The following is a 20636-nucleotide window of genomic DNA, read 5'->3' on the forward strand; positions in this document are numbered from 1 at the left end:
CCACCCGGGGTCGGCGCAGTGAAGACGGAGAGACGCTCATGCAGTTCCACAAGTACGACGTGGTGATCGTCGGCGCCGGCGGCGCCGGGATGCGAGCGGCGATCGAGTCCGGTCAGCAGGCGCGTACCGCGGTGCTCACCAAGCTCTATCCCACTCGGTCCCACACCGGCGCCGCCCAGGGCGGGATGTGCGCCGCGCTGGCCAACGTCGAGGAAGACAACTGGGAATGGCACACCTTCGACACCGTCAAGGGTGGTGACTACCTCGTCGACCAGGACGCCGCCGAGATCATGGCCAAGGAGGCCATCGACGCGGTCCTCGACCTGGAGAAGATGGGGCTGCCGTTCAACCGCACCCCCGAGGGCAAGATCGACCAGCGCCGGTTCGGTGGCCACACCCGCAACCACGGTGAGGCCGCGGTGCGCCGGGCCTGCTACGCGGCCGACCGCACCGGCCACATGATCCTCCAGACGCTCTACCAGAACTGCATCAAGCACGAGGTGGAGTTCTTCAACGAGTTCTACGTGCTGGACATCTGCCTCACCGAGACCGCCGACGGCCCCGTCTGCACTGGCGCCGTCGCGCTGGAGCTGGCCACCGGCGAGATCCACGTGTTCCAGGCGAAGGCCGTCGTCTTCGCCACCGGCGGCTTCGGCAAGGTCTTCAAGACCACCTCGAACGCCCACACCCTCACGGGTGATGGCATGGCCATCGTCTTCCGCAAGGGCCTGCCGCTGGAGGACATGGAGTTCTACCAGTTCCACCCGACCGGCCTGGCCGGCCTGGGCATCCTCCTGACCGAGGGCGCCAGGGGCGAGGGCGGCATCCTGCGGAACGACTCCGGTGAACGCTTCATGGAGCGGTACGCGCCCACCATCAAGGACCTCGCGCCCAGGGACATGGTGGCCAGGGCGATGGCCACCGAGGTCCGCGAGGGCCGGGGCTGCGGGCCGCACAAGGACTACGTGCTGCTGGACCTCACCCACCTCGGGGCGGAGGTGCTGGACGCGAAGCTGCCGGACATCACCGAGTTCTCCCGCACCTACCTGGGCATCGACCCGGTGGAGGAGCCGGTCCCGGTGTACCCGACCGCCCACTACGCCATGGGCGGCATCCCCACCAACATCAAGGGTGAGGTGCTGCGGGACGCCGAGAACGTGGTCCCGGGCCTGTACGCCGCCGGCGAGTGCGCCTGCGTGTCGGTGCACGGCGCCAACCGGCTGGGCACCAACTCGCTGTTGGACATCAACGTCTTCGGCCGGCGGGCCGGGATCGCCGCGGCCGAGTACGCGAAGGCGCACGACTTCGTCGACCTGCCCGAGGCCCCGGAGGTCCCGGTGGTGGCGATGGTGGACAAGCTGAACGCCTCCACCGGCGGCGAGCGGGTGGCGAACATCCGCACCGAGCTCCAGCAGACGATGGACGCCAACGCCTCCGTCTACCGCACCGAGGACACCCTGAAGCAGGCGCTGCACGACGTGCAGGCGCTCAAGGAACGCTTCGACCGGGTGGCCATCCAGGACCACGGCAAGCGGTACAACACCGACCTGCTGGAGGCCGTCGAACTCGGCTTCCTGCTGGAGCTCGCCGAGGTGCTGGTGCTGGGCGCGATCAACCGGAAGGAGTCCAGGGGCGGCCACGCCCGCGAGGACTACACGACCCGGGACGACGTCAACTTCCTGCGGCACACCATGGCGTACAAGCAGATCTCGGACGACGACACCACGAAGAAGACGGGCTTCGGTGGTCTGACCGCCGACATCCGGCTCGACTACAAGCCGGTTGTGATCACCCGCTACCAGCCGATGGAGCGCAAGTACTGATGTCCGCACCCACCACAGAGAAGCCGGGCACCGACGACTCGCGGAACGACCCGGCCGCGCCGCCCCCCGCCCCGGAGGGCTCCGTCGTCGTCACCGTGAAGATCCGCCGGTACAACCCGGAGGGCGACGCGGACGAGCCCTACTGGGAGTCCTTCGACGTACCGGCCCTGCCGACCGACCGCGTGCTGAACCTGCTGCACCACGTCAAGTGGTACCTGGACGGCACGCTGGCGTTCCGCCGTTCCTGCGCCCACGGCATCTGCGGGTCCGACGCGATGCGGATCAACGGCATCAACCGGCTCGCCTGCAAGGTGCTGATCAAGGACCTGCTGGCGGGCGGCGGGAAGCACACCACCATCAGCATCGAGCCGATCAAGGGCCTTCCCGTGGAGAAGGACCTGATCGTCGACATGGAGCCGTTCTTCGAGGCCTACCGGGCGGTGAAGCCCTACCTGGTCACCACCGGCAACGAGCCGACGCGGGAGCGCCTCCAGTCCTCGGCGGACCGCGCCCGGTTCGACGACACCACCAAGTGCATCCTGTGCGCCGCGTGCACGACGTCCTGCCCGGTGTTCTGGACCGAGGGTTCCTACTTCGGCCCGGCGGCGATCGTCAACGCACACCGGTTCATCTTCGACAGCCGGGACGAGGGCGCCGAGGAGCGGCTGGACATCCTCAACGACAACGAGGGCGTGTGGCGGTGCCGCACGACGTTCAACTGCACGGACGCCTGCCCGCGAGGCATCCAGGTCACGCAGGCGATCCAGGAGGTCAAGCGGGCCCTGCTCTTCCGCAGGGTCTGACCCCCTCCTTACCCGCGTCCGGGCCGGCCTCCGCCGGCCCGGACGGGGTCGCGCCGGCGGCCGTCCTCGGTCCCGGCGCTCCTCCCACCGCCGAACGCCCTCGGCGATCCCGGTGACCGCCCCGCCCCCGCCGCCCGGCTCGGGGCGCGGCCCGTTCCCGCCTTCCCGCTCGTCTCCGTCGCTCCCCTCCCCCTTCCCGTGCCGCCGACGTGCCGTCGCGTCGGCCGCCCAACCCGTGGTGGTGGCAGGCCCCGGGCTGCCGTCCCCGAACGCCGAGGACGTTCCCCCATGCCAGCGAAGGCGATTGAAACCTTGACAGCTCCGGTGGCCGGTGCGATCACGCAGAGTGGGGTGGCTAGCCTGAGAAGCGTGTCTATGCCGGCTCGTCGTCGCTTCGCCGCGGCTCTGTCCATCGGCGTGGGTGCCGCTCTGCTGGCCCCACTCGGACTGGTGACAGGCACCGCGGTGGCATCCCCGTCGTGGCAACCCGCGGCTCTCACCCAGGACCAGAACGGGACCGAGTGCCCGGTGCGGGAGAGCCCACCCGCCGCGCCGAGTGACACCGAGGGTCTCGCGCCGGGGGAGGGTCCTCCCCCACCCCTGGCCGTTCCGGACGAACCGGTCGGCGGTGAACGGCTCGGCGAGTGCGGCGAGGTGCTGCCCGAGGGCGCTCCCCCGGCCCCCGCCGACGTGACGGCGGCGTCCTGGGTGGTCGCCGACCTGGGCTCCGGCGAGGTGCTGGCGGCCCGGGACCCGCACGGCCGGCACCGGCCCGCGGCGACGATGAAGATCCTGACCGCGTTGGTCGCGCTTCGGGACCTCGGCATGGAGGACATCGTCGTCGGGACCCCCGAGGACGTGGCTCAGGGTGGCGCGGCGATGGGCATCGCCGCCAACACCGAGTACACCACCCGCCAGGTGGTCAACGGCCTGGTGATGGCCTCCGGGAACGACGCCGCCAACGCGTTGGCCCGCCAGCTCGGGGGGATCCCCGCCACCCTGGACCGGATGAACGCGGTCGCCGAGGAGCTGGGCGCCCTGGACACCAGGGCCACCACCCCCTCCGGCCTGGAGGCCCCCGGCATCAGCACGTCGGCCTACGACGTGACGCTGTTCCTGCGCGAGGCCCTGGGCAACGAGGACTACCTGAGCGCGTTCAGCAGCCCCGAGCTGCCGCTGCCGGGCGGGACGCTCGGGCCGCTGGTCAACGACAGCGACCTGCTGGCCAACTACCCGGGGGCGCTGGGAGGCCGCGACAGCTTCACCGACGACGCCCGCTACACCTTCGCCGGGGCGGCCGAACGCGACGGACGTCGCCTCGGCGTGGTGCTGCTGCGGGGGGAACCCGTCACCCCGTTGTGGCAGCAGGCGGCATCGCTGCTCGACTACGGTTTCGCCCTGCCGGCGGAGTCCGGGGTGGGCACCCTGGACACCTCGCCGCCCGAGTCCGATGACGCGGCCGAGGCCGGCGAGAGCGGCGACGCCTCCGCAGCCGGTGGGGACGCCGACGAGCCGGTCACGGCACAGGACCAGCCCAGGCTGGCCGACCGGGCCGGGGACACCTCGATGTTCGGCAGCTTCGGGCTTCCCCTGACCATCCTCGCCGGCGTCGTGGTGCTGTTCTTCACCGTGCTGACGTTGCGGGACCGCGCGGCGCGCCGGAAGGCCGCCGCCCGCCGGGCCGCCAAGCAGCGGGAGGAGGCCGCGAAGGCCACCGAGGACTGGCTGTGGCCGCCCCCGAACCAGAACCCCCCGCAACAGGGCTGACGCCGGGCACCACCGCCGGCGGAGCGACGTCGCGCCGGCCCTGCCGCCGTCCGCGTTCGCCCCGTCTCCGCCGGCAGACGCGACAGGAGCCACCCGAGCGCTGGGGGCAGCACGCCGCACGCCGCCCCCGTCAGGCCGTCACCCCGGTGTGGGGAGCCTCAGCCCCGTCGGTCTCGTCAGCCTCGGCGTCGCCACCACCTGCCGGCCCCGAGACCGGTCAACACCCCGACCCCGAACATCCCGGCCGCCAGCCGGTTCCCTCCCAGGCCGGTCCGGTCGTCGGTGCGGCGCAGGGCCACCGGCAGCTCGGTCGACACCGGCGGCGCCGGCGGCTGGTGGCCGGCGGCGTCGGTGTGCGCCAGGTTCTCCGTGGCCGAGGCTGTCCAGGCCGCGACGAACAGCAGGAACCGCGCCACGAGGTAGATGAGGACGAGGAGACCGAGCACCGAACCGAAGGCGGCGCCGGCCGGGGACCGCGCCACCGACTGGAGGTAGACGCCGCCGAGCTGCTTGAGCAGCTCGATCCCCACCGCCGCCACCAGCCCACCCCACATCGCGGAGCGCAGGGTGACGGGTTTCCGGGGCAGCTTCGCCAGCACCCAGGTGAACACCAACCAGTTCGCGGCGAGGACGAGCAGCAGGCTCACCACCCACAGCGAAGCCCGTGCCGCCGCCGTCCGCTCCACCCCGAGCAGGTCGAGGATCTCGCTGGCGAACGCCGAGCCGACGACGGTCAGGCCAATGCTGACGACCAGGGCCAACCCGAGGCCGACCAACGCGAGCAGGTCGCGGACCAGGCGGGTGACGAACGGCGGCTGCTCGAAGCTCTGGTTCCACTGCGCGGTCAACGCGTTGCGGAGGTTCGTCATCCAGCCAAGACCGGAGTAGAGGGCGGTGAGCAGCCCGAGGATGCCGACGACGGTGCGCTGGTCGATGGCCTGGGTGACGACCTCGTTCAACGTGGAGCTGAGGTCCGGGGTTGGGGCGGCCTCGGTGATCGCCGTCCGCGCCTGGTCCAACAGCTGCTGGTTGTTGAAGAGCACGAACCCGGCCACCGCGAACGCGACCATCAGCAGCGGCACCAACGCGAGGACGCTGAAGTAGGTGATGGCCGCCGCGTAGTGGTCGCCGTGGTGTTCGGAGTACCGGGTGCCCGCCCGCATCAACCGGTCGAGCCCTGGGTGCCGGTCGCGGATCCGGCCCAGGGTCGACTGGGCGTTCCGTCCGACGTCGCCGGCCCGCTGGGCCGGGCTCCGGTGCTCCTGGCTCATCCGGACAGTCTCACCCAGGTTCGCCGCTCCCGCTGATCACGCCCGCCGCCCGCCGGACGCCGACGACGTCGGTCAGGAATGACGGCATGGTTGGTCCCCGCGACCTCCGGCAGGATCCGGGGGTCGCGAGGACCGGTCGGAGCCCCGGGGCGCGGGGGCTCGATGGGGGCGCTCGGGAAGGACCGGCCGGCGCTAGTCGGCGGTGACCACCACGGTCACCTGTCGGTCCAGGACGTCGAGAACGGTCAGCCGAGCGGAGCCGAGGCCGTAGGCTGGCGCCCCCTCCGCGCGCATCCCACCGGACAGCCTGGCGAGGACGGTGCGCACGACGGAGTGCGGATCCTCGGCCCTCGCCCGCACGAACGCATCAACGGCCGGGGACACGACGGCTCCCGCCCCCGCGACGAGCTCGGCGACCGCATCGCGCGCGGGGGTGTCCGTGTTCATGCTTGCTCCCATCAGGCGCGGTGCAGGACGTCGGTGGCCTTCTGGCGAAGTTCGACGACCGGTCGATGGGCGCTCTTCGCGACGGCGCGGATCTCGGTGATTTTGTCCCGCAGGCGCCGGGACGGAATACCTCGCACCTGACCCAACACCTGCATCCCAACGGCGGCAGCCTCGTCCTGGTCGCCGTGCCGCAGCAGGAGGGTAGCAAGCCTCGATTGGCTGAACAGTGCGGACCGGAAGTATTCGGCTGGGTAGTGATCGACCGCGAACCGCAGTCGCCGGCACGCATCAGTGAAGTGCGCACCCTTGGCCGCGATTTTGGCCAGAGCGCCCGCAGTGTCGCCGTGCAGCTGCGCCGTGCTGTAGAACTTCGCGTACTCGCCGAGGCGTGGATCATCCTTGCCGCCGGATTCTCGGTCGTGCTGATTGAAATGGTCCTCGGCTTGCTTGACGGACCGCAGGCACTCCTCGGCGTTTCCGAGCGTCCCGTACGCGCGCGCCTGCACTGTCGACAGGCTGGCGCGGCGCAGGGGCGAGATCCTGTCCTCGCGAACCCGTGCCGCGCCCAGCAGGGTGAGTGCTTCGTCGGGCTGCCCGATGTAGATGGCTTGCCGGGCCATGCACGTGAGGACCTCGGACCTGAGCCACCAGCTCCCGGCGACATCCGCGCAGTGCAGGCCAATGCGGAAGTACCTGTCCGCGCTGTGGTGGTGTCCTTGGTCGAAGTAGGCCCAACCGACCACCTTGGCCAGGCTTCCCACCTCCGCGTGCAGGTCGATCCGGTCCTGGTGGGATGCCGAGGCGTCCAACAGATCAACCGCCCAGCGCAGCTGCCCCGCCATCGCCTGCAAGGACAGGGGTGTCCCCGCGAAGTCGCCAGAGCGGAGGAACGCGGTGGCGTCCCTGACCTGTGCTATGTGTTCCTCGCCGATGGCCTGTGGTGCGGCGGCGGTAGCGCGAGCCGCGTCATCCAGGGTCGCCGCGAGACTCCCTCCGGTCAACGCGCTCCCGGTCAACACCGCGAATCCGCGCAGGAAATCTATTCGACGCACGTCCTCCTCCTTCTCCCTCATCCCCCTCAGCTTCGCCGTGGTCCGGCGACGCGTGCTGTAGAACCCGATGTCACTGTCGGAACGGACCCGGAACACGCTTCGGAGCGCGGCCCGATAGTCAGGGTGCGGCCACGTGACCTTCCCCCTCAGGAGTCTCCGAATGGACTCCGCGTCGTAGGCACCAGGACTCCCGGTTATTTCCTCGTATGCTTCGTTGACGCGTTCCGCCGCCACCGCGAGCGTCCATCCGAGGTGCCGCAGCGCGCGCTCCAGCGCGAGGTTCGGAGTCGGCGTCCCCTTGGTCATGGTGCCTCCACGATTCCCGGGCCCTCTGATCATAGCCATTCATGGGGGTGTTCGACGGAATTGAGGGTTTGTTTGCGGCCTTGACCGCACTGTCAGAACGTGCATTAACCCTAGGACCATTGATCACCGAAAGCAACTATACAATCACTGGAGGTAGGGGTGGACGGGCTCGTGCTCGTGGGGATCTGCGCGCTGGTCGGAGGCGCGTTCTGGACGGCGGCGCGCGTCGTCGACCGCCGAACCAGTCCGGGCCCCATACCCGATCCGTCGCCCGCGCCACCGCCCGCGCGCCGCGTGTCGGTCGCGGAACTCCTCGCCCTGCGAGCTCAGGACAGGCCGGACACGTCGCCCGACTCCCCGAGGTGTGCCCGGCCGGGGACGGCGTCCCCCGGCGCCGTCCCCTTCCAGCGGCTGGCCCCACCTCCTCCTGGGGGCCGGTCCGGTGTGGTGGCGGGAGGGCAGCCCGCCACCACACCACGCCCACCGTCGTCCCCCACCCCGCGCGCTCGAACCGGGGGACGACCGGGGGCGGCGAAGTCCCCCGACACTTCCGCCGCCCCCACCCGGCAGCCGGCCCGCACAACCGATGCGCCCCGGCGCGGGCCGGCGGGGGTGGTGGCGTTCGACGCTTCCGCCACCACCCCCACCCTCCCCGCTTTCGCCGGTGTGCTCCCGGTATGGACGGAGCCGGGGCGGTGACCGCCCCGGCCCGACGGACCAGCCGCCAGTGGTCGGCCACCGTCCCCGCCGTCGACCCGACCGGCCGGCTCACCACGCTCGCCCTCACCCTCACCGTCGAGCGCTCCGCCGTCGCCCTCGTCGGCAGCGGAACCAGGTTCCTGGTGCTGCCCTCGGGCGTGCGGCAGGTGGCCGCCGCCCTACGAACCCGGCGACGCCTGGCGGTCCCCGCGCACATCGGACCCACGACCCGAACGCTGTCCGTCGCGCCCACCGCCATGCCCGGGGCCCTGGCCTCGGGGGCGAGGCTGACGCTGCGATCGGCCTCCCAGGTCGCCGCGTACTGGCCGTTGATGCTGGGCCCTGGCCCGGCCCGGTCCCTGGCCCGCCTGCTGGACCAGGCCGCCGACCAGTGCCAGCCGAGGCGGTGACCGTGATCCCCACCGCCACGATCACCGACTCGGTCACCCAGGCCGTCACCCTGCTGATCCCCCGGGTGGACGCGCGGCCCGCCTCCCGCATCCGCCGGTACGCCCTGCCCCACCGAGCCCGCCGGGTCCGCCCCTTCCTCGGTGGGGGCCTTCGATGAGCGGCCCACCACCCGACGTCGTCATGCCCGGGAACGCGGTGGGCGAGGTGGTGGTGTGGTGGCCGGCCCAGTACCGGCCGGTGCCGCTGCGGGTGGAGGCGAGCCGGCTCGGCGTGGTGTTGCGTCCCGAACACGCCCCCGCCGAACCGGTCGGTCTGCCGTGCGTGCAGGCCCGGCGGGTGGCCGGGGCGCTCCTGGTGCCCGACGCCGACGCGGTGGCCACGGCCATCACCACCGGCCTCGGGATCGTGGCGTCCTTGATGGTGACGAGCTTGTCCGGACTGGGCGGGAAGGTCCTCACCCTGACCTCCGCCGGTGCCCCGCCGCTGACGTGGGTGCTTCCCGTGCTCTGGCGCCCACCCCACGACCGTGGTCTGACGCTCACCCACCCGCAGCGGGCCGGGGAGCTGATCGGCCAGGCCGCCTCCGCCGCCGCCGTCGACACCCTCACCTGAACAGGAGAACCGCCGTGGACATGCAGCAGATCATCGGAGGCTTACAGGCCGCGACCACCCTGCTGGAGCCCTACGGGCTCAGTCAGGAACAGGGCCGGATGGACGAGGTCGCCGGGCACCTGGCGGTGTTCAACGGCACCGCCCGGCACGCCGAGGTCCTGGCGCAGCTGGAGCAGATCCGCCAGTCGATCACGATGGCCGCGAACCAGCAGCAGCAGTTGCGCGAGCAGTTGGTGCGGCTGATGGCCACGTTTCAGGGCGGCTTCGGGATCTGACCAGGCCCCTGGCCCAGCTGACGGGGTGGTGCACGGCACCCACGACCCCGCCCCGGCCGACGAACCACCCCGGGGCCGTCCGCTGCCGCACCCGTCGAACACCCCGTGGGAAGCGGCCCCGGGGACAGGCGCCGCCTGGGTGGCCTGGGCCCGAGACCAGTTGCCACAGCGATCGCAGGGCGGGCAGACGACCGGGATCATCCTGGGCGGCCCCGAGGGCAGCGGCGAACGGATCGTATCGGGACGTGCGCCGGAATCTGACGTGGCGGGCCTCATCCTCGCAACCAGCGACATATTCCCGAAGCACCGGCTACGCGACCTGGCCATCGTCGACGTGGCGCGCCACGTCGAGACGAAGCTCGCTGTGCGCCAAGCGGAGTCAGGGGTCACCCACACGGTCGTAGTGATCAATCACAGGGTCTGCCGGGGTAATTGGGGTTGTATACAGGCTGTAGCAGCGATCCTGCCTGTCGGATTCTCCATGACATTGTGGGAACCGGGCAGGACGAAGCCAACCGTCATCGAAGGGAAAGCACAGTGAACGTGGTGAGCGCCGTCGTGGACAACGACTGGCAATACGCAACGACTTCTGCGGAGCGTGCCACTCTCGCACGGCTGGTCGTGGACGAACCCCATCCCGACTGGGCCAGCCTCCTCTACGTCTGCGACCACCGAGTCGCTGACGACGTGCGGGGGCCCGACTGGCAGCTCCGGGTGTCCACCGATCCGGCCCGGGGAATAGGTGCCATGAACTGGATCGGACCAGTCCCGAGCGACGAGCTGGGGCCGTGGGACACCTTCAACCCGTTCGCCGACCCGCAGGCGCAGCCAATCCTCTTCGACGGTTCCGTCCCGTCCTACTTCCCGCCGTCGGCGGCGTTGCCGATTGAGGATGTGCGCCGTGCGGTTGCGGAACACTTGTGCACAGGTCTCCGGCCGGAGTGCGTGCGGTGGCAGCCGGGGGATCGGTTCTGAGTCCGACCGAAGTCACTGGGCGCCAGAGACCGACGACCGGCGACGTCCTGGCGGCCCCGAGGGAAGTGGCGAACAAACGGCGTCCGGGCGCGGGCTGGAGTCAGACCTGGCAGGCCTCATCCTCGCCACCCGACCCGCTCCCCGAACATCCGCCGCGCGATCGCGCGACCGCCGAGGCCGCGACCCACGTCGAGGTCAAGCTTGCGATACGTCAGGCGGAATCAGGCGTCACTCACTCGGTTGTAGTGATTAACCACAGGTCCGTGACGGTGATTGGGGCTGTATACAGGCTGTCGCAGCGATCTCGCCGGTCGGTTTTTCCATGACCGTGTGGGAACCGGGCAGGACGCGGCCAACTGTCATCGAAGGGAAAGCGAAGTGAACATCGTGAGCGCCGTCGTCGACAATGACTGGCGGTATGCGACAACTCCTGCCGAACGGGACGCGCTCGTACAGCTGGTTGTCGATGAGCAGCATCTGGACTGGGCCAGCCTCCTCTACGTATGTGGCCACCGGGTCAGCAGGGAGGTGCGGGGTCCCGGCTGGCAGCTCCGGGTCTCTACTGATCCCGCCCGAGGAATGGGCGCCCTCAATTGGGTCGGTCCAGTTCCCAGCGACGAGCTGGGGCCGTGGGACACGTTCAACCCGTCCGCCGATCCGCAGGCGCGGCCGATCCTCTTCGACGGTTCCGTCCCGTCCTACTTCCCTCCGTCGGCGGCGTTGCCGATTGAGGATGTGCGCCGTGCGGTTGCGGAACACTTGTGCACAGGTCTCCGGCCGGAGTGCGTGCGGTGGCAGCCGGGGGATCGGTTCTGAGTCCGACCGAAGTCACTGGGCGCCAGAAACCGACGACCGGCGACGTCCTGGCGGCCCCGAGGGAAGTGGCGAACGGACGGTGTCCGGGTGCGGGCTGGAGTCAGACCTGGCAGGCCTCATCCTCGCCACCCGACCTGCTCCCCGAACATCCGCCGCGCGATCGCGCGATCGCCGAGGCCGCGACCCACGTCGAGGTCAATCTCCTGATACGTCAGACGGAGTCCGGTACGGCCCACGGGGTGGTAGTCCTCAATCACTAGGTCTGCCGTGTTGTCCGGGTCGTCAACAGGGGATGGCCGCGATCCTGCCTGCCACGTTTCCCATGACCCTGTGGGAACGGGGCAGGACGGAGCCGACCATCATCGAAGGGAAAGCGAAGTGAACATCGTGAGCGCCGTCGTCGACAATGACTGGCGGTATGCGACAACTCCTGCCGAACGGGACGCGCTCGCACGGCTGGTCGTGGATGAGCCCCATCCCGCCTGGGCCAGCCTTCTCTACGTGTGGAGCCACCGAGTCAGCGACGACGGGCGTGGACCCGACTGGCAGTTGCGGGTGTTTACCGATCCCGCCCGAGGAGTGGGCGCCCTCAATTGGATCGGCCCGGTGCCGACCAACGATCCAGGCCCGTGGGACAGCCTGAACCCCACGCCGTTCGACGGTGAACCCGTCGACTTCGACCCGTCCGTTCCGCTGTTCTTCCCACCGTCGGCATCACTACCGATCGAGCACGTGCGCCAGGCCGTCACCGAGTACTTCCAGACGGGCCGCCGACCGGAGTGCGTCCAGTGGCAACCCGGGATGTGGTACTGAGCGGCCGAACCGACCCAGGCCAGGCGGACGACCAGCACCGTCCCGGTGGCCCCGAAGGCAGCGGCCACCGGGTGGCGTCCGAACACACGCCCCGGGACCAGACCGCGCGGGCCTCGGCCTCGCCGCTCCCAGGGAGGTGCCCGCTCGCCCTCCCGCTACCGGCGGTCGGTCCGGCGTCGCCAGTTCAGCGCGACCGCCACCGCCACCCCGACGACTCCGGTGAGCACGGCGGTACCGAGACCATGCGAGACCCGCACCACGGGGCGGATCACCGCTGGCCCTGGGGGTGGCAGCGCAACGGGCTCTGCGTTCTCCCTGGCCGTCGCCGTCCAGGCGGTGATCAGCAGCAGGTACCGCGACATCAGGTAGCAGAAGATCAGCAGTCCGAACAGCGAGCCGAACACCGCCGCGTTCGGGGAGTTGGACACGACCTTCAGGTACAGCGCCACGGCGTGGCGGAGCAGCTCCATGCCCACCGACCCGGCCAGGGCTCCGAGCACGGCGGTCCGCAGCGCGACCGTCTTCCGGGGGAGCCGGGAGATCACCCACAGGAAGACGAGGAAGGTGGCGGACATCGACAGGGCCACCGACAGCACCGCCAACGCGATCGGCCACAGCGCACCGAACTCGTGGAGGTTGAAGGCCCGCAACACGGTGACCGCGACGTCGCGCCCGACGAGCACCATCGCGAAGGAGAGCACGACGGCGGCGCCCAGGCTCGCGAGCACCGCCAGGTCCAGCAGCTTGGTACGCCAGAACGACCTCCGGGCACCGCGCAGTGGCCCCCACTGGGCGGTCAACGCGTCGCGCAGGTTGCTCATCCACCCGAGACCCGAGTAGACGGCGGCGAGGAGACTGAGCACACCCACCGTTGAGCTGCGGTTGGAGGCGGCGTTCACCGCGACCTCCAACGCACCGCCGATCAGGTCGGCTGGCACCGCGTCGAGCAGGATGCGCTCGAACTGGTTGAGCGCGGCGGGGAACGGCGCCAGCACCCAGCCGGCGACGGTGAAGGAGAGGAGCAGGAGGGGAACGATGGCGAGCACGCTGTAGTAGGTGATCGCCGCGGCGTAGTGGTTGCCGTTGCTGTCCCGGTAGCGTTCGGCCGCCACCACGAGGTGATCGAGCCAGTAGTGCCGCCGCCGGAGCCGGTGGAACCGGCCGACGAGCCGGAACACCCGGTCCAGCGGGTCGAACTCCTGGTCACCGCTTCCCCGTCGACCGCTGGCGGCGGGTTCCTCCCGCTCGTCGCGGTCCCCCGGCCCCCGCCTGCCACCTGGTGCGTCGTCGCCCGGTCCGCCCTCTCGACCGGGCCGGTTCGCTCTTCGCCCCACCGTCCGCCGTCCTCCCCGCTGTCCGGGGGGAGGCTATCCGACGTGCGGCGATGGGCGGGCCGAGGTGACGGCCCAGGCCGTCAGGGCTGGTTGCCGGCGACGGCGGACTTGCGCCGGTGGCGGACCAGCCCGAGCACGAAGCCCAGGATTCCGATCCCGATCGCGATGGTCCCGACGGGGCCCCCGAACGCCATCCCGAGGTTCACGTCCGCGTCGACCGGTGCCGCGTCACGCGGTTCCGCCGTGGTCGCCTGGGCGGACAGCGTGATGCCCGCCAGCATCCATAACAGGGCAGCGACCAGGGCGGTCGCCGTCCGCGACACCACACGCGCCGTGCTCACAATTGCGCCTCCCTGCTGGCCCTCTGGTCCATAAGGGTGGACGAGAGGCAGACGAGTGTGCGGAGAACTACCGAACGTTCGCGGAAAGCAGAGCCGTATCGAACATTCGGTGGGCTCAAGACTCCACACAGGCTAGTGGCTGGGTCCCGTCAACCGGAAGGCACCCCTTCCCGTCAACGCGGCCCATCCTGCCACGCGGCGAGCGGATGTCGAGCGCTCTCGCGCCTTTCTCCGAGACGCCGCACCTCGGGAGGGCTCGGGCGGAGGGGGCGCCGGGCACCGCGCTCGTCGTGCGCGGCGCCCGGGGTCGGCTACCCCCAGGTGGCGACGAGGGTGTTCAGCCGGGCCGTCACCCACCACCGACCTCCCTCGCGGACGAGGACGTAGGTCGCGACCATGGAGGGTTCCCGGTCGATCAGTTCCCCGCCGGCGGTGGCGGCGCGAGCCGACTTGTGCGCCAGGGCGAGGCCAGGCCCTGGGAAGGTGACGTCGGTGACCTCGTAGCGCACGTACTGGTCGCGCAGGAACCCGGTGAGCGCGGCCCGGGTGTGGTCCAGGATCGCCTGGCGGCCCGTGACACGGGTTCCGGTGGCCGTGGTGATGGTCGCGTTCTCGGCGAAGTGCGCGACCATCAGTTCGGCGTCGTTGGTGTTGTAGGCGGTCTCGCTCTCCTCGATGATGCGGCGGATGGCCGCCGTGTCCCCCTCGGGGTCGGTGGCGTTGTCGGTCGCCGTCACGGTCTCCCTCGTTCCAGGCATGATCGCGACACTAGGACCTCGACCAATGTGGAGGTCAAGGGCGCGGATGTGGAGGGGAGGCGCCGGCGGGATCCGCCACGCTGACCGGGACGCGCGGGGATGCCGCCGCGCATCGGGTGAGGCCGAACCGCTGGCGGCCGGGGCCCGGTCCCTCGCGTCGAGCGCGACCGGCGGGACCCCGACGAGCGGGCTCAGCCGATCCGCACGAAGCTGTCGATCATCCCTCCCCAGGCCTCCCCGTCCCACTGGATGACGAGTCGGTCGCCGTCGGGGTGCATCTCGATCGTGCCGGCGTCACGGTGGCGGTCGGGCGTCTCGCACTCGAGCACGATCCGGAGGTCCTCCTCCGAGTCGTCCAGGGTTCCGGGGCAGGACAGCGGGCCGGTGGTGTTCACGGTGTCACCGTCCACCACCAGTGTCGCCACCACGTTGTCCTCGACGATGGACTCCCACTCGCCGTCGGCGGCCGGGGCGTCGTCCGCGTCCCGCTCCTCGCTGGTCTCCGCGACCTCGGGCTCCCCGGGCCGCTGCTCCGCGCTCACCTGGGGCTCCGGGTTCCCGGTGGCGGACTCGGTGTCCTCCTCCGCTCCGCCGCAGCCCGCCACGACCAGCGCGGCGGCGAGGGAGACACCCACGATTCGGGATGGCTGTCGCACGGTCTTCCTCCAGAAGTGGACCTGTTCCGACGCACAGTGCGATTCGGAGCAGCGACCATACGCCACCCGTTCGGCGGTTGATTTCACCAACCCGAGGGACTAATTCACTCTGTTGAAGGATCCGTGCGAGTATCCGTCACCTGACGCACTTCCCCGGAAGGGACGGCATTCGGCGTGAACGGGTGACCCTCGACGGCAATCTCCGATGACCTTCGGTCACGTCCTCGTCGTCGTGACACCAGGCCCGGCCCGCCGAGCGCTACGCGGGGCGCACTCCGACGGCCGCGTAGATGCCGCTGGCGGAGGGCTCACCCGCGAACGGACCGGCGGGTCCGTCAGGCCGCCACGACGGCGCCCAGCTGATGCCCGGGTCGAGCGGTTCCCAGCCCGCCAGCAACTCCGCCACCTGGTCACGGGACCGGTCGACCAGCCGGGAGGTGGCGCGGGACCGGTACGCCTCGTAGACCTCCGTGACGTGCTCGCCCTGACCGTCCCTGGTGACGTGGGTGAGCGCCAGGGCCGAACCGGGGACCACCGCGTCGCGGTAGCGCTCCACCAGGTCGACCGGGTGGTCATCGTCCGGCACGAAGTGCAGCAGGGCCACCATGAGGACCGCCACGGGCTGGCTCAGGTCGAGGTCCCGCCTGGCGAGGTCGAGCACGGCGTCGACGTCGCGCGCGTCGGCCTGTTCGGCGCTGACGTGGGAGATGTGCTCGCGTTCGATGATGTTGCGGGAGTGCGCCACGGCCACCGGGTCGTTGTCGACGTACAACACCCGGGCGCCCGGGTCCTCCCGTTGCGCGATCTCGTGCACGTTGCCCATCGTCGGGAGCCCCGCCCCCAGGTCGAGGAACTGCCTGATCCCCAACCCCTGGACCGCGCGCACCGCGCGGCGGAGGAACTCGCGGTTGGCCCGGGCCGCCGGGCGGACGATCGGGTCGACCCGCACCATCTCCTCGGCGAACCGCCGGTCGACGGCGAAGCTGTGCGATCCACCGAGCAGGTAGTCGTAGATCCGAGCGGGGTTGGGTCGATCCACGTCGATCTCGGACATGCGCTGAACCTCCCACCGCCGGGTGAGCCCCGAAGCCTAGGCGAGCGGGGCGTCACGCGCACCACCGAGTTGATCACACCTGGTGATCCGCGCCCGGGGCGTGGCGGCGTTCGAGGTGTTCGTGCCCTCCGGCGGTGTGGTTGGGCACCAGCGGTTCACCCAGTGCCCGGCACCACAGGACCGTGACCGCCTCGACGACGGCCTCCCTGTCGACGCCGGCGGGTGGGTGGAGGTAGGCGCCGTGCAGCTGCGCCTCGATCCCCTGGACCGCGAGGAGGGCGTTGACCTCGGCGTCGGGGCCACCGCGTCCCATCCGCCGCAGCTCGGCGGCGAGCAGCGCCGCGAGGTGGCGCTCGCCGTCCCGGAGCCGTGCCACCAGCTCGGGAACGCGCGGAGCCTGGTCGAAGAGCAACTGGTGCAGCTCGGGGCGGTCCCGGTGCGCCGAGGCCACCGCGCCGACCAACACGCGAAGGGCGGCCTCCAGGCCCAGGTCCGCCCTCCTGATCTCGTCGAAGACGCTCCCCAACCCGCGTAGCGCGGCGTCGAGGTGTCTCTCGGCCAGGGCGACCAGCAGGGCGTCCTTGTTGGGGAAGTACTGGTAGACGGAGCCGATCGAGACACCCGCCCGGTCCGCGACGTGGTTCGTGCTGGTCGCGCCGAACCCGTTCCGTTGGAAAAGCTGAGCGGCGGCTTCGAGGATCACCTCGACCGTGTGCCGCGACCGCTGCTGGCGAGGCCGTTTCCGGGCTGCGTACACGGCTCCTCCAATGCGAGTACCAAAACCTGAGCATAGCTCATATTCTTGGCTTCCAGCGCCCTGACCGGCGCTTTCACACCCATTCCTGAGGAGAACTTCGTCGTGCTGCTCGAATTCCTGGGTTACGGCGCGCGGATCGGTCCCGGCCTGCTGCTGGTGGTCCTGTGCTTCTGGCTGACCCGGGGCGACCGTGACCCGCTGCTGCGGATCGTGCTGCTCATCCTCGGCTTCGTACTCAGCCGGGACGCCATGACCCCGGCCGGTTTCTGGACCTTCGGCGTCGTCGGTGGCACCGTCCCCTGGCTCCGGTTCACCGACGACGCCGCGGTCCTGCTGGTGTTCGGCGCGTCGACGCTGCTCATCACCGGGTCCGTCCTGCGCTGGGCACCCGACCTCCGCTCGCTGGTCCGCTGGGGCGACCTCCGCCCCAGCACCGTGGCCCTGGGACTCGGTGGTGGGGTGCTGGCCGCCGCGCCCGTCCTGCTGCTCTCCCTCGCGTGGCCCCTGGAGGAGCGCGGCGGCCAGGTAGCCGCCACGCTCCTCCCCGCGCTGCTCTTCCTGGCCCTCGCCGGCAACCTCGCCGAGGAGGTGCTGTTCCGGGGCTTCCTCCAGGGGCGACTCGAGCGGACCTTCAGCCCCACGCGGTCGGCGGTGCTCTCCGGCGTCCTCTTCGCCACCTGCCACGCCTTCCTCGCCTCGACCGTCACCGACGTCGGGTGGCCGCTGCTGGTCTTCACCCTCCTGGAGGGGCTGATCTGCGCGTACCTGCGGCTCCGCCGGGGGCTCACCCCCGCCGTGCTCGCGCACGGCACGGCGATCTTCCTGCTGGCCAGCGGCCTGCTGTGAGCCCTCGACCTACCCGGGAGGGCGACCGCGGGTGAGCGGCGCCGCGCCCCGACCGGGCTGAGGGCGGACGGCCACCCGGCGGTGAGGACGGCCGGCCGACCCGCCCCGGGGTCGGCCCCCGCCCGGGGTCGGCCCCCGCCCGGGGCCGGTTCAGGCACCGCTCCCCGCACCGACGCCATTCCAACGGAGCAGTTTCCTCGGGTCGCGCACCACCCACACCCGGTGGACGACTCCGGCCGCCACTCCGAGTGCGACGACCGCGAGCACCGTGCCGTCGGCGTCCCGCGTGACCAGACCGGGGCTCCCGTTGACCTCCCCCTCGTCGATCACCAGGTCGGGTTGACGACCGCGAACCGCGAGCAAGGTGCCGGCGACCTCCCACGCCCCGCGCACCGGCTCGGCCGGTGCGCTGACGAGACCGCCACCGTCGACGACCGCCCGCACCTCGGGGGCGAGCTGGCGGACGAGGGCGGTGAGATCACCCGCCTCCCAGGCGCGGCGGAAGGCGGTGCGCGCCTCCACCGGCACCCGCCCGCCGAGGTCGGCGTGCCCCGGGCGGGCCGCCCGTGCCTTGCGACGGGCCTCGAAGGCCAACTGGCGGCAGGCGTGGGGCGTGCGGCCCAACACCGGGGAGATCTCCTCGTACCGGTAGGAGAAGACGTCGTGGAGGACGAAGGCCACCCGCTCGGCCGGGCTCATCGTCTCCATGACCACGAGCACGGCCAGGTCGAGCGACCCCACGAGCGCCGCCTTCTCGGCCGGGTCGTCCGGGACACCGTTCGCGCCGCAGCTGGTCCAGGCCGGGCTCCCCGGCACCGGCTCGGGAAGCCACTCACCGACCGCCCGCTCCCGCCGCACCCTGGCCGACCGCAACGTGTCCAGGCAGATCCGGCTCACGGTGGTCATCAGCCACGCGGCCGGGACCCGGACCTCGCGGCGGCGGTCGTCGTCGAGGGCGTACCAACGCGCGTAGGCCTCCTGGACCGCGTCCTCCGCGTCGGAGACCGACCCGAGCATGCGGTACGCGGCGGCCATCAGCGGCCCTCGTTCGTCGCCCGGCACACCGCTCACCTCCCGTTCCCGCCACAGCGCCTTCCCCACTCTCCCCTGACGAGACGGGGGCCACCAGTGTCAGGCCCTCCAGGCGAACCGTGCCCGGCCCTGACGATCGGCGCCCCCGCCTCGTCATCCCGGGGTGGTGGGTACCGGACCGGCCGGGACCCGGGAAGGGGCAGGGACATGTCCGAGGACACCGTGACGTTCGTCAACGTCCTGGAGGTCGAACCCGAGCGGCAGGAGGAACTGGTGGCGCTGCTCACCGAGGCCGTGGAGCAGGTGATCCGGCATCGTCCCGGGTTCCTCTCGACGGTGCTCTACGCCAGCGTCGACGGCCGACGGGTGATCAACCACACGAGCTGGCGAGCCGCCGAGGACGCCGCCGCGACCCAGAACGACCCGGACGCCGCCGCGTACGCGCGTCAGGTGTCGAGGATCGCCACCGCCACGCCGGGCCTCTACCGGGTCGCGGGGCGGACCGAGGTGGGGAGGTGACGGCGGCGCTGGGCGTGCTGGTCGTCGCGATCACGGTCGCGCTCAACCTGGGGATCGCCGTCGCCGACTTCGCTCGTGCCCGGTTCGTCCTCGCGAACTCGGCGGAGGTCGGGGTCCCGGAGCGGTGGCTGCCGGCCCTGGCGACCCTGAAGGCCGCCGGCGCGCTCGGCCTGGTCCTCGGCCTCCTCGGCCTGGGGTGGCTCGGGGTGGCGGCTGCCACCGGGCTGGTGCTGTTCTACCTGGGCGCGATCGTGGCCCACGTCCGCGCCCGTGTCCTCCACAACATCGCCTTCCCCGCCCTGTTCCTCGGCTTCGCGGTGGCCTCGCTCGTGGTCCTGCTCCTGCGGTGACCGAGGGCTCGTCGAGCCGGCGGGACCGGTGTGGGGGAGGTCGACGGCGGCCCGTCCCGACCAACGGCGGGTACGGCCAGGCCGTACCCGCGCGGGATGCCCGTCAGTCGACCGACCAGTCGTAGGTGATGGTGACGGGGGCGTGGTCGCTCCAGCGTTCGCCGTGGCTGGCCGCCCGCTCCACGACGGCGGAGGTGGCCCGCTCCGCGAGGCCCGGGGTGGCCACCTGGTAGTCGATGCGCCACCCGGAGTCGTTGTCGAAGGCCCGCCCCCGGTAGGACCACCAGGTGTACGGGCCGGGCCCCTCCGGGTGCGACCGCCGGTGGACGTCCACGTACCCGGCCTCGTCGAACACCCGGCCGAGCCAGGCCCGCTCCTCGGGGAGGAACCCCGCCGCCTTCCGGTTGGCCTTCCAGTTCTTCAGGTCGATCTCCTGGTGCGCGATGTTCCAGTCACCGCACACCAGCACCTCCTGACCACTGGCCTCGCTCTTCTCCCGCCGCTCCACCAGGTAGGCGTAGAAGGACTCCATGAACCGTTCCTTCTCGTCCTGCCGAGGGGTGCCCACCTCACCGCTGGGCAGGTAGAGACTGGCGACGACGAGACCGGGGAACTCGATCTCCACGTAACGGCCGGACCGGTCGAACTCGCTGTCACCGAAGCCGACGCGCACCGCCTCCGGTGCCTGGCGGCTGAGCAGTGACACACCGGCCCGCCCCTTCTGGTCGGACTCGGCGTGCACGGTGTGCCAGCCCTCGGGTGTGCGGATCGCCGCCGGCAGGTCCTCCGGGTTCGCCCGCACCTCCTGGAGGCAGATCACGTCCGCCGAGGTCGTGGCCAGCCACTCCTGGTAGCCCTTCTTGGCGGCGGCGCGGAGACCGTTGACGTTGACCGTGGATACCGTCAGCACTCCGCGAGA

General features: G+C 71.1%; 25 protein-coding genes. 14 read left to right on the plus strand and 11 right to left on the minus strand.

The annotated features are described in order from the left end of the window. Window positions 1-38: 38 nt before the first annotated feature. The 3 genes from sdhA (at window position 39) to ACOJVX_RS22590 (ending at window position 4393) form a co-directional block, all read left to right on the plus strand. The gene (sdhA, locus tag ACOJVX_RS22580) at window positions 39-1823 is read left to right on the plus strand and encodes a succinate dehydrogenase flavoprotein subunit (RefSeq protein ID WP_026419407.1); all 1785 of its coding nucleotides are present in this window, start codon (window positions 39-41) and stop codon (window positions 1821-1823) included. Further along, complete coding sequence (locus ACOJVX_RS22585) at window positions 1823-2626, plus strand: succinate dehydrogenase iron-sulfur subunit (RefSeq protein WP_026419408.1); 804 nt, start codon at window positions 1823-1825, stop codon at window positions 2624-2626. Before sdhA ends, ACOJVX_RS22585 begins: the two co-directional genes overlap by 1 nt. Before the next feature lie 375 nt (window positions 2627-3001). Then, complete coding sequence (locus ACOJVX_RS22590; protein WP_422647584.1) at window positions 3002-4393, plus strand: D-alanyl-D-alanine carboxypeptidase family protein; 1392 nt, start codon at window positions 3002-3004, stop codon at window positions 4391-4393. Window positions 4394-4569: 176 nt separating this feature from the next. Here the strand turns inward: ACOJVX_RS22590 and yhjD are convergent, their stop codons facing one another. The 3 genes from yhjD to ACOJVX_RS22605 all read right to left on the minus strand — a co-directional run bounded on the left by yhjD (window position 4570) and on the right by ACOJVX_RS22605 (window position 7469). After that, the gene (yhjD, locus tag ACOJVX_RS22595) at window positions 4570-5664 is read right to left on the minus strand and encodes an inner membrane protein YhjD (RefSeq protein ID WP_030105615.1); all 1095 of its coding nucleotides are present in this window, start codon (window positions 5662-5664) and stop codon (window positions 4570-4572) included. Between the two features lie 192 nt (window positions 5665-5856). Beyond that, a complete protein-coding gene (locus ACOJVX_RS22600) occupies window positions 5857-6111 on the minus strand; it encodes a hypothetical protein (RefSeq protein WP_026419410.1) in 255 nt (84 codons plus the stop codon). Between the two features lie 11 nt (window positions 6112-6122). After that, complete coding sequence (locus tag ACOJVX_RS22605) at window positions 6123-7469, minus strand: hypothetical protein (RefSeq protein WP_422647078.1); 1347 nt, start codon at window positions 7467-7469, stop codon at window positions 6123-6125. A 677-nt stretch (window positions 7470-8146) separates the two neighbouring features. Between ACOJVX_RS22605 and ACOJVX_RS22610 the strand changes: the two genes are divergently transcribed. The 8 genes from ACOJVX_RS22610 (at window position 8147) to ACOJVX_RS22645 (ending at window position 12070) form a co-directional block, all read left to right on the plus strand. Then, on the plus strand, window positions 8147-8578 hold the full coding sequence (locus ACOJVX_RS22610) for a hypothetical protein (protein WP_418152893.1): 432 nt from the start codon (window positions 8147-8149) through the stop codon (window positions 8576-8578). Window positions 8579-8580: 2 nt separating this feature from the next. Beyond that, window positions 8581-8736, plus strand: a complete 156-nt coding sequence (locus tag ACOJVX_RS22615) for a hypothetical protein (RefSeq protein WP_418152895.1) — start codon at window positions 8581-8583, stop codon at window positions 8734-8736. Next, a complete protein-coding gene (locus ACOJVX_RS22620) occupies window positions 8733-9191 on the plus strand; it encodes a hypothetical protein (RefSeq protein ID WP_418155040.1) in 459 nt (152 codons plus the stop codon). The genes ACOJVX_RS22615 and ACOJVX_RS22620 overlap by 4 nt, the downstream gene beginning before the upstream one ends. Before the next feature lie 14 nt (window positions 9192-9205). Beyond that, on the plus strand, window positions 9206-9466 hold the full coding sequence (locus tag ACOJVX_RS22625) for a hypothetical protein (protein ID WP_418155039.1): 261 nt from the start codon (window positions 9206-9208) through the stop codon (window positions 9464-9466). Between the two features lie 139 nt (window positions 9467-9605). Further along, window positions 9606-10007, plus strand: coding sequence for a DddA-like double-stranded DNA deaminase toxin (locus ACOJVX_RS22630; RefSeq protein ID WP_422647079.1), 402 nt, complete (start codon window positions 9606-9608; stop codon window positions 10005-10007). A gap of 5 nt (window positions 10008-10012) precedes the next feature. Then, the gene (locus ACOJVX_RS22635) at window positions 10013-10441 is read left to right on the plus strand and encodes an Imm1 family immunity protein (RefSeq protein WP_162147319.1); all 429 of its coding nucleotides are present in this window, start codon (window positions 10013-10015) and stop codon (window positions 10439-10441) included. A gap of 378 nt (window positions 10442-10819) precedes the next feature. After that, a complete protein-coding gene (locus tag ACOJVX_RS22640) occupies window positions 10820-11257 on the plus strand; it encodes an Imm1 family immunity protein (protein ID WP_422647080.1) in 438 nt (145 codons plus the stop codon). 378 nt (window positions 11258-11635) lie between these two features. Further along, window positions 11636-12070, plus strand: a complete 435-nt coding sequence (locus ACOJVX_RS22645) for an Imm1 family immunity protein (RefSeq protein WP_418152901.1) — start codon at window positions 11636-11638, stop codon at window positions 12068-12070. Window positions 12071-12225: 155 nt separating this feature from the next. Here ACOJVX_RS22645 and ACOJVX_RS22650 read toward each other — a convergent pair whose 3' ends face one another. From ACOJVX_RS22650 to ACOJVX_RS22675, 6 genes are all read right to left on the minus strand, one after another. Beyond that, complete coding sequence (locus ACOJVX_RS22650) at window positions 12226-13404, minus strand: YhjD/YihY/BrkB family envelope integrity protein (protein WP_418152903.1); 1179 nt, start codon at window positions 13402-13404, stop codon at window positions 12226-12228. Between the two features lie 80 nt (window positions 13405-13484). Next, window positions 13485-13745, minus strand: a complete 261-nt coding sequence (locus tag ACOJVX_RS22655) for a hypothetical protein (protein WP_030104393.1) — start codon at window positions 13743-13745, stop codon at window positions 13485-13487. A 311-nt stretch (window positions 13746-14056) separates the two neighbouring features. Further along, window positions 14057-14503, minus strand: a complete 447-nt coding sequence (locus ACOJVX_RS22660; RefSeq protein ID WP_035292489.1) for an SgcJ/EcaC family oxidoreductase — start codon at window positions 14501-14503, stop codon at window positions 14057-14059. Between the two features lie 191 nt (window positions 14504-14694). Continuing rightward, a complete protein-coding gene (locus ACOJVX_RS22665; RefSeq protein ID WP_418152905.1) occupies window positions 14695-15159 on the minus strand; it encodes a hypothetical protein in 465 nt (154 codons plus the stop codon). Between the two features lie 259 nt (window positions 15160-15418). Continuing rightward, entirely contained in the window at window positions 15419-16213 is a 795-nt protein-coding gene (locus tag ACOJVX_RS22670) for an SAM-dependent methyltransferase (RefSeq protein ID WP_026419419.1), read from the minus strand. A 73-nt stretch (window positions 16214-16286) separates the two neighbouring features. Further along, window positions 16287-16970: a TetR/AcrR family transcriptional regulator gene (locus ACOJVX_RS22675; RefSeq protein ID WP_418152909.1), complete on the minus strand. Its 684-nt coding sequence runs from the start codon at window positions 16968-16970 to the stop codon at window positions 16287-16289. A 102-nt stretch (window positions 16971-17072) separates the two neighbouring features. Here ACOJVX_RS22675 and ACOJVX_RS22680 point away from each other — a divergent pair, with 102 nt between their 5' ends. Next, on the plus strand, window positions 17073-17816 hold the full coding sequence (locus tag ACOJVX_RS22680; protein ID WP_422647081.1) for a CPBP family intramembrane glutamic endopeptidase: 744 nt from the start codon (window positions 17073-17075) through the stop codon (window positions 17814-17816). 150 nt (window positions 17817-17966) lie between these two features. Here the strand turns inward: ACOJVX_RS22680 and ACOJVX_RS22685 are convergent, their stop codons facing one another. Then, on the minus strand, window positions 17967-18887 hold the full coding sequence (locus ACOJVX_RS22685) for a sigma factor (protein WP_245588856.1): 921 nt from the start codon (window positions 18885-18887) through the stop codon (window positions 17967-17969). A 168-nt stretch (window positions 18888-19055) separates the two neighbouring features. Here ACOJVX_RS22685 and ACOJVX_RS22690 point away from each other — a divergent pair, with 168 nt between their 5' ends. Both ACOJVX_RS22690 and ACOJVX_RS22695 read left to right on the plus strand, forming a co-directional pair. Then, window positions 19056-19367 (plus strand): antibiotic biosynthesis monooxygenase, encoded by a 312-nt coding sequence (locus tag ACOJVX_RS22690; protein ID WP_026419422.1) that lies wholly within the window; start codon window positions 19056-19058, stop codon window positions 19365-19367. Then, complete coding sequence (locus ACOJVX_RS22695; protein WP_026419423.1) at window positions 19364-19717, plus strand: DoxX family protein; 354 nt, start codon at window positions 19364-19366, stop codon at window positions 19715-19717. The genes ACOJVX_RS22690 and ACOJVX_RS22695 overlap by 4 nt, the downstream gene beginning before the upstream one ends. A gap of 103 nt (window positions 19718-19820) precedes the next feature. Here the strand turns inward: ACOJVX_RS22695 and ACOJVX_RS22700 are convergent, their stop codons facing one another. Then, complete coding sequence (locus tag ACOJVX_RS22700; RefSeq protein ID WP_026419424.1) at window positions 19821-20627, minus strand: exodeoxyribonuclease III; 807 nt, start codon at window positions 20625-20627, stop codon at window positions 19821-19823. Between the last annotated feature and the right edge of the window lie 9 nt (window positions 20628-20636).

The sequence above is a fragment of the Actinoalloteichus caeruleus genome (assembly GCF_049311605.1).
GTDB lineage: Bacteria > Actinomycetota > Actinomycetes > Mycobacteriales > Pseudonocardiaceae > Actinoalloteichus_B > Actinoalloteichus_B caeruleus.

Bases quoted from the DNA above. Each gene is read 5' to 3' on its own strand.
- ACOJVX_RS22585 (WP_026419408.1), top strand. From the start codon at position 1,823: ATGTCCGCACCCACCACAGAGAAGCCGGGCACCGACGACTCGCGGAAC.
- ACOJVX_RS22600 (WP_026419410.1), bottom strand. From the start codon at position 6,111: ATGAACACGGACACCCCCGCGCGCGATGCGGTCGCCGAGCTCGTCGCG.
- sdhA (WP_026419407.1), top strand. From the start codon at position 39: ATGCAGTTCCACAAGTACGACGTGGTGATCGTCGGCGCCGGCGGCGCC.
- ACOJVX_RS22690 (WP_026419422.1), top strand. From the start codon at position 19,056: ATGTCCGAGGACACCGTGACGTTCGTCAACGTCCTGGAGGTCGAACCC.
- ACOJVX_RS22605 (WP_422647078.1), bottom strand. From the start codon at position 7,469: ATGACCAAGGGGACGCCGACTCCGAACCTCGCGCTGGAGCGCGCGCTG.
- ACOJVX_RS22620 (WP_418155040.1), top strand. From the start codon at position 8,733: ATGAGCGGCCCACCACCCGACGTCGTCATGCCCGGGAACGCGGTGGGC.
- ACOJVX_RS22610 (WP_418152893.1), top strand. From the start codon at position 8,147: ATGGACGGAGCCGGGGCGGTGACCGCCCCGGCCCGACGGACCAGCCGC.
- ACOJVX_RS22660 (WP_035292489.1), bottom strand. From the start codon at position 14,503: ATGCCTGGAACGAGGGAGACCGTGACGGCGACCGACAACGCCACCGAC.
- ACOJVX_RS22670 (WP_026419419.1), bottom strand. From the start codon at position 16,213: ATGTCCGAGATCGACGTGGATCGACCCAACCCCGCTCGGATCTACGAC.
- yhjD (WP_030105615.1), bottom strand. From the start codon at position 5,664: ATGAGCCAGGAGCACCGGAGCCCGGCCCAGCGGGCCGGCGACGTCGGA.
- ACOJVX_RS22590 (WP_422647584.1), top strand. From the start codon at position 3,002: ATGCCGGCTCGTCGTCGCTTCGCCGCGGCTCTGTCCATCGGCGTGGGT.